At 69.0% G+C, this 7,370-nt stretch carries 8 protein-coding genes; 3 read left to right on the forward strand and 5 right to left on the reverse strand.

Translation table 11 applies throughout. The annotated features are described in order from the left end of the window. Positions 1-118: 118 nt before the first annotated feature. Together lysA and GJ629_RS12875 are read left to right on the forward strand one after the other, a co-directional pair. Positions 119-1,345, forward strand: a complete 1,227-nt coding sequence (gene lysA, locus GJ629_RS12870; RefSeq protein ID WP_157513411.1) for a diaminopimelate decarboxylase — start codon at positions 119-121, stop codon at positions 1,343-1,345. Then, complete coding sequence (locus GJ629_RS12875; protein WP_157513412.1) at positions 1,342-2,427, forward strand: M20 family metallopeptidase; 1,086 nt, start codon at positions 1,342-1,344, stop codon at positions 2,425-2,427. Before lysA ends, GJ629_RS12875 begins: the two co-directional genes overlap by 4 nt. Here the strand turns inward: GJ629_RS12875 and GJ629_RS12880 are convergent. The 3 genes from GJ629_RS12880 to GJ629_RS12890 form a co-directional block, all read right to left on the reverse strand. Beyond that, entirely contained in the window at positions 2,424-2,609 is a 186-nt protein-coding gene (locus GJ629_RS12880) for a hypothetical protein (RefSeq protein ID WP_370515906.1), read from the reverse strand. The two genes, GJ629_RS12875 and GJ629_RS12880, sit on opposite strands and share 4 nt — an antisense overlap. Further along, entirely contained in the window at positions 2,606-2,830 is a 225-nt protein-coding gene (locus GJ629_RS12885) for a zinc ribbon domain-containing protein (protein ID WP_157513414.1), read from the reverse strand. Before GJ629_RS12885 ends, GJ629_RS12880 begins: the two co-directional genes overlap by 4 nt. Positions 2,831-2,923: 93 nt before the next feature. After that, on the reverse strand, positions 2,924-4,231 hold the full coding sequence (locus tag GJ629_RS12890; protein WP_157513415.1) for an MFS transporter: 1,308 nt from the start codon (positions 4,229-4,231) through the stop codon (positions 2,924-2,926). Positions 4,232-4,331: 100 nt separating this feature from the next. Between GJ629_RS12890 and GJ629_RS12895 the strand changes: the two genes are divergently transcribed. Continuing rightward, positions 4,332-4,700, forward strand: a complete 369-nt coding sequence (locus GJ629_RS12895; RefSeq protein WP_157513416.1) for a hypothetical protein — start codon at positions 4,332-4,334, stop codon at positions 4,698-4,700. 15 nt (positions 4,701-4,715) lie between these two features. Here the strand turns inward: GJ629_RS12895 and purB are convergent, their stop codons facing one another. Together purB and GJ629_RS12905 are read right to left on the reverse strand one after the other, a co-directional pair. Further along, positions 4,716-6,098 (reverse strand): adenylosuccinate lyase, encoded by a 1,383-nt coding sequence (gene purB / locus GJ629_RS12900; RefSeq protein ID WP_157513417.1) that lies wholly within the window; start codon positions 6,096-6,098, stop codon positions 4,716-4,718. Positions 6,099-6,326: 228 nt separating this feature from the next. Then, on the reverse strand, positions 6,327-7,370 hold a 1,044-nt coding region (locus GJ629_RS12905; protein ID WP_157513418.1), incomplete at its 5' end, for a glycerate kinase.

The raw sequence follows: 7,370 nt of genomic DNA on the forward strand, positions 1-7,370 counted from the left end.
TTTCGGTATCGACCGCCCGCATTTGGGCCGTCGCACCGGTAAACAGCTACAATAAACACTATGAGACACCCGGCGGCGACCGTAAGGGTTGAACCGTCCCCATCCCGAACAGGGGACAATGACTGCCGACTCGCCGCCGATCCGGCGTCTCGCCGACTGGGACCACGGGCGGTTGCTCGACCTCGCCGCCGACCACGGGACGCCGCTGTACGTCCTCGACTGTGATAGGGTCCGCGAGAACTACCTGCGGTTCAGCGCCGCGTTCCCCGACGCGACGGTGATGTACGCCGCGAAGGCCCACACCGGACAGGCCGTCCTCTCGACGCTTTTGGACGCCGGGGCCGACATCGAGTGCGCCGCGTGGGGCGAACTCGCCCGGGCGATGGACGCCGGCGCGGACCCCAACACCCTCCACTACACGGCGGTCAACCCGCCAGATGAGGACCTCGACCGCGCGGCCCAACTCGGTGCCGAGAACCCCGGTCTGACCATCACCGCCGGGGCGCGGGACACCTTCGACCGCCTCGAAGAACGGGGCTACGACGGCCGCGTCGCCGTCCGCGTCAACCCCGGTATCGGCACGGGCCACCACGAGAAAGTCGCCACCGGCAAGGACGCGAAGTTCGGCATCCCTGCCGAACACGTCCCCGAAGTCGCCGCGGACGTGGCCGAGCGGTTCGACCTCGTCGGGGTCCACGCCCACGTCGGCAGCGGCGTCCTGCACGAGGACTTGGACGACCACTGTCGCGCCATCGAGCGCATCGTCGAGATAGCACAGGGCGTCGACGCCGACTTGGAGTTCGTCGACATCGGCGGCGGGTTCGGCGTCCCCTACCGCGAGGACGACGAGCCACTGGATATGCAGGTCGTCGGCGAACGCGTCCGGGAGGCGACTGACGACCTCGACGCGCGACTCAAACTCGAACCCGGACGGTACGTCGTCGCCGACGCCGAACTCATCCTCACCGAGGTCAACACCGTCAAGGAGGCCCCGTCGTCGACTGTCGTCGGCGTCGACGCCTCGCTGGCGACGATGATCCGTCCGGCGATGTTCGACTCGTACCACCCGATCCGGAACATCACCGCGCCCGACAGGGACCCGCATCCGGTCTCGGTCGGCGGCCCCTGCTGTACCAGCGCGGACGTGTTCTGTACCGACCGCCCCGTCGCTCGCCCGGAGCGAACCGACGTACTCGCCATCGGCAACGCCGGCGCGTACGGCTACGAACTGGCCAACCAGTTCCACTCCCAACCCCGACCGGCGGAAATTGCCCTCGAAGGCGACAACAGCCGGATCGTCCGTCGCCGCGAGACCATAGAAGACGTGACGCGGGTCGAGCGATGAGCGTCGACATCGCCGACTTCCACCGACAGGCGGTCGAGACGCCCTCCCACGAGGACGTCGGTACGATGCGCTCGCTTTTGGTCGAGACGCTGGAGGACCACGGTGTCGACCCGACCGTCGACGACGCCGGGAACGTCGTGGCCCACCGTCGAGGGGGTAACGACGGGGCGGACGGCAGTCACCTCGTCTTGAACACCCACATCGACACCGTCCCGCCGCATATCGCCTACGACCGCGACGGCGACGTGGTCCGCGGGCGCGGGGCCTGCGACGCGAAGGGACCGCTGACGGCGCTGCTCGCGGCGTTTCTCGGGGCTGACATCGAGGGCGGCCGTCTCACGCTGGCGGTGACGCCCGACGAGGAGACCACCCAGACCGGGGCGGCGGCGCTGGCGGACCGCCTCGACGCGGACGGCTACGTCGTCGGCGAACCGACCGAGTTGGACGTCTGTACCGCCGCCCGCGGGCAGTTCGAGGGCACGGTGACTCTCACCGGCGAGAGCGGTCACGCAAGCGACCCCGAAAGCGGCGTCAACGCGATTCGGGCGGCCTCGCCGGTGTTGCAGGCGATGGAGAGCTACGACGACCGCCGCGGACCGGGCGCACACGAGCAGTTGGGTCGCCCGACGCTGACGCCGACGATGATAGAAGGCGGCGAGGCGGCCAACCAGATTCCCGGCCGGTGTACGGTGACGTTCGACCGCCGGAGCGTCCCGCCCGAGACCAGCGACGGCTTCCCCGCGTCGCTGTCGGCCCACCTCGCGGAGTGGCTTCCCGAGGCAATCGACTGTTCGGTGGCGCTGGTCCGGCCGGACACCCCGTTCCCGGAGGCGTTCGCGACGGACAAAGACGAGCGACTGGTCGAGGTGCTGGCCGCGGAGAGCGGCGGCGCGGTAAGGGCCTTCGGGGCCGCGACCGAGGCGTCACAGTTCGCGGCCGATGCGCCGACGGTCGTCTTCGGCCCGGGGGCACTGGCCGACGAGAAGGGCTCTATCGCCCACAGCGACCGCGAGTTCGTCCATCTCTCGGCGGTCGAGGCCGCCGCGGCCGCCGTCGAGCGGACCGTCGAGCGGTTGTGCTAACGGTCGTCGTCGCCCGGAGCGCGGTCGGTCGTGTCCCGCCGGGCAGCACGTTCGCCGGACTCACGGTCGGTCACCGTCCGGCGGTCGTGTTCGGACCGGACGGCCCCGTACAGCGCCAGTCCCAGAAGGACCGAGACGGCGAGGACGGCCACCAGCGCGATGCCAGCGGTGGCCATCCTCACCCCAAGAACACGTCGACGATGTCGCTCCCGCTCTCGCTGGTCTGTCGGTACAGTTCGGAGTAGCCACAGTTCAGACAGGAGACGACTTTGAAACTGTTCGTCTGGATGTCGAACATCTTCGAGAGGCCGCCGCCGGTGGTGGCTATCTCGCCGACGTCGACGTCCGTGTGGCCACACTTCGGACAGCCGGTGGTGTCCGCCTGCAGGTTCTCGGAGGGCATACACCGCGATGTTGATACGTCGACAACATATTCCTTCCGGACGGTCCGGCGCGAACGCGAGCGGCGAGGAAATACCTGCGTCGTCCGGGCGAATCAGTCGCCGACGAACGGGACGACAGGATCCTCGATGTCCAGCGTCTCCTCGACCTGCGTGTACACCAACGCGAGGCCGAGGACGGCCATCGCGCTCCCGAAGACGAACGGGGCCGCGAAGCCGCCGAGGTTAAAGAGGAGTCCCGAAGCGAGCGGTCCGACGGCGACGCCGAGGCCGAACGCCATCGTCAGCACCGAGAGAGTGGTCCCGGATCCGCGGTCGCCGGCGAGGTCACCGGCCAGCGCCAGCGACGGCGCGAAGACCAGCGCCACGGCGATGCCCTGGACGAACCGCGCGGCGAGCATCGTCCACGGGCTGGTGACGAACCCCTGTGCCAGCACCGAGGGTATCAGGACGACGAGGCCGGCGACGATGAACCGCCGGCGGCCGTAGCGGTCGCTCGCCCGGCCGATGGGGACCTGCAACAGGACGTTGGCGATGACGACGGCCGCGAACTGGACCGAAAAGAGGAACGTCGACTCGTTCAGGCGGGCCCGCACCGGGCCCTCAAGCGTGGCGAACAGCGCGATGGTCGTCGCCATGAAGAAGGTGGCGACGCCGAGAACGAACACCGGATCCAGCCCCGGGCCGTCACGGTTTCGGATGGCGACTGAGAGGTTCTTACCGGCGTTGTCGGCCGCCTCGGGCGGGTCGTGGATGAGCCACGCAACGAGCAGGAAGCTGATCACCGCGCCGGCGACGGCCACCGCGAAGGCGGCGTCGAACCCCGACAGCGCCCGGCCGAAGATATCGTATGTGATGACGCCCTCCGCGGCCAGCCCGCCCGTGACGACGATACCCGCGATTATCGGACCGAAGCCGAACCCGATCAGTCGGAAGGTGTTGAACACCCCGAAGTTCCCGCCGCGTTCGGTGTCGCTAGCGGCGTAGTCGTTGACCAGCGCCACCGTCGCGGGGATGGTGAACGCGGCCCCGATACCTTGGAGTCCCCGGGCGACCAGCACCGACCAGTACGACGAGAGGAACGGGTAGGCGGCGCTCCCGATACCGAAGATGACCAGCCCGGTGAGGACGAACACCCGGCGGCGGCCGGTCCGGTCGGATAGCTGTCCGGTGATCGGCTGGCCGAAGCTGTTGAGCAGGCCGAACAGCGACAGGACGAGACCGATCAGCGTCTCCTCGCGGAGGACGAACCCGAGTATCTCGGCCCCGGCGATACCGGACAGCGATATCTGCCCGCTGGCGATGTACAGCGGGAGGACGATGATCAGAAAGGAGTTGCCCAGCGCGTCCGCCATCCGCGCGAACGCCAGCGTCAACACCCGACTGTCCGTCTTGAGAACCATCTACCGATGGTAGCGGCCGGAGGCGTCTAACCGTTGTGTTCGCGCCGCGCGCTAACTCGTTAGGGACGCCGGATATATACCGACAGGCAATAGAGCGTCTATGGCAGTGACACCGCAGTTCGAGTTCGACCACGAGCGCCGCGGGTCGGTCGTCGTGCAGGACCTGACCGACTGGGACGGGACGCCCGACGGGATGGACGCCGTCGAGGCCGAGTGGCTCTCCATCGCCGAACGGCCACACATCACCGGGTCGGTGACCGTCTTCGACCCCGGGATGGCTCTCCCCGCCGACACCTTAGACCGCCTCGCCCGGCAGTGGTCGGACGGCGCTGCGCGTGTCGACATCGAGCGCATCGCGTTCGTGGCCGAGGGCGTCGACGCCCACGCCGTCGGCGAGCATCTCGATATGCCTCACGCGGTTCGGACCTTCGAGTCGACGCCGGCCGCCGTCGAGTGGGCCGGCGAGTGACACCCGGAGAGACCGTCACTCCACGTCGGCGAGGTCCGCGGCGATACCGGTGTAGCCCGCGGGCGTCAGCGCCGACAGTTCCTCGCGGACGGACTCGGGTACGTCCAGTTCCTCGAACAACTGCTGGAAATCGTCGAGCGTCGCGCGCTGGCCCCGACTGAGCGCTTTGACCTGTTCGTAGGCGTCGCCGTGGCCCTCCCGGCGGAGGATGGTCTGGACCGCCTCGCCGATGACCTCGGGGTTCGCTTGCAGGTCCTCGGCCATCACTGCCTCGTTGGGCGTGACCTTCCCGAGGCCGGTCTCCAGTTTCCGGTAGCCGATCAGGCAGTGCGCCAGCGACGCGCCCATATTCCGCTTGACCGTCGAGTCCGAGAGGTCGCGCTGGAGGCGCGAAGTGGTGACGTACTCCCCGAGAAAGCCCAGATCGGAGTTGGCCTTCGAGAGGTTGCCCTCGCTGTTCTCGAAGTCTATCGGATTGACCTTGTGCGGCATCGTCGACGAGCCCGTCTCGCCCTCGACGGCCTCCTGCCCGAGATACCGGTCGGAGACGTACAGCCACATGTCCAGGTCCAGATCCAGCAGGACGCTGTTGGCCCCGCGGAGCGCGTCGAACACCGTCCCGAGGTCGTCACAGGGGTTGACCTGCGTCGTCAGCGGGTCGTGCTCCAGCCCCAGCGACTGGACGAAGGACTCGCTGAACGACGGCCAGTCAACGTCGGGGTAGGCGGCGTGATGTGCGGCGTAGGTCCCCGACGCGCCAGCGAGTTTGCCCGAGAGCTCCCCGGCCGCGCGCTCGATGCGCGTGATTGCGCGACCGAGCCGCGAGGCGTAGACGGCCATCTCCTTGCCGAAGGTGGTCGGCGTGGCCGGTTGGCCGTGGGTCCGGGCGAGCATCGGCAGGTCGGCGTGGTCCCGTGCCAGCGCCGTCAGTTCGTCCCGGAGCGTCCGGAGTTGCGGGACCAGCACGTCCTCGACTGCCGGTTTGAGCAGGATGCGGTGGGCGAGGTTGTTGGCGTCCTCACTGGTCAGCCCGAAGTGGATCCAGTTTGCGACGTCCAAGTCCTCAGGCAGGCCCTCCCGGATGAAGTACTCGACGGCTTTGACGTCGTGGTTGGTCGCGCTGTACTCTTTGTAGCCGCTCGTCTCCAGTTGCTTGACGATGTCTGCGTCCTCGCCGTCGAAGTTCTCGTAGAGCGCTCGGAGGTGGTCACGGTCCTCGCCCTCGATTGCGAACGGCGTGGCGTCGAGGTCCGCCAGCGCGAGGAGGTACTCCACTTCCACCTCGACGCGGGCGGCCATAAGCGCCTGCTCGCTGGCGTAGGGGACGAGCGGTTCTGTGTATCGGGCGTACCGGCCGTCCAGCGGCGAGACGGCCGTCAGTGGTCCGCGGTCGGTCATAGCTTGGCGTCCGCCGAGCGAGCGCAAAAGGGTGCCGATGCCGTCCCGAACAGACCTCACGCGCTCACTCGGCGACGACGAACACCCGCAGGTCGGTGTCGTTCGCTACTCGGCGACGACGAACACCCGTAGGTCGGTGTCGTTCGCTACCCGGAGACGACGAACACCCGTAGGTCGGTGTCGTTCGCTACCCGGAGACGACGAACACCCGCAGGTCGGTGTCGTTCGCTACCCGGAGACGACGAACACCCGCAGATCGTTGACGTTCGTCCCCGTCGGCCCCGTCCGGATCAGCGTCCCGGTGTCGTCCAACAGCGGGTACGAGCGGTTGTCCATCAGCGCCGAACGGGCGGCCCGCGGGTTCCGGAGCGTCTCGTCGTCGACGATGGCCCCCGCCGCGTCCGTGCTGCCGTCCTCGCCGTCGGTGTCGACGGCCGCACAGACGACGCCGGGCGAGTCCTCGATGGCGACCCGCAGCGCGAACTCCAGATTCGGGCCGCCCTTGCCCGACCCCAGCAGTGTCACGGTCGTCTCCCCGCCCGAGAGGAGGACGGCGGGCGGTTCGACCGGATCACCGCTCTCGCGGACCTCCTCGGCGATGGCCAGCAACGACAGTGCGGCCTCCGTCGACTCCCCGCGGACCCGCGAGGAGAGCACCAGCGGGTCGTAGCCGGCCGCGGCGGCCGCTTCCCGCGCGCCTTCTAACGCCGTCGCCGACGACGCGAGGACGTGGTTGTCGACCCGGCCCAGCGCCGCCTCGCTGTCGGGCGTCTCCGCCCGGTCGCCGTCCGCGCCGGCCGTCAGGTACGCCCGCACCGCCTCGGGGACGTCGACGTCGTAGCGGTCGAGTACGTCGAGGGCGTCGTCGTACGTCGAGTCGTCCGGCGCGGTCGGACCGCTGGCGACCACGCCCGGGTCGTCGCCCACCACGTCCGAGAACAGCAGGCCGACGACCGTCGCCGGGGCGGCCGCCCGCGCCAGCCCGCCGCCTTTGATCTCCGAGAGGTGTTTCCGGACGGCGTTTATCTCCGCGATGGCCGCTCCCGACTCGACCAGTTCCTCGGTGACCGTCCGGAGGTCATCAAGCGAGATATCGCCCGCCGGCAACGGGAGCAGCGCGCTCCCCCCGCCGGTCACCGGGACGAGCACGAGCGTCCCGCGTCCCTGTTCGGTGGCGCGGTCGAACACCCGCTGGGCGGCATCGCGCCCCGCCGCGTCCGGCACCGGGTGTGCGCCCTCGACCACGTCGACCGTCTCCGTCGCCGCGGGGTC

Origin of the sequence: Halapricum sp. CBA1109 (assembly GCF_009741825.1) — an archaeon.
Taxonomy (GTDB): Archaea; Halobacteriota; Halobacteria; order Halobacteriales; family Haloarculaceae; genus Halapricum.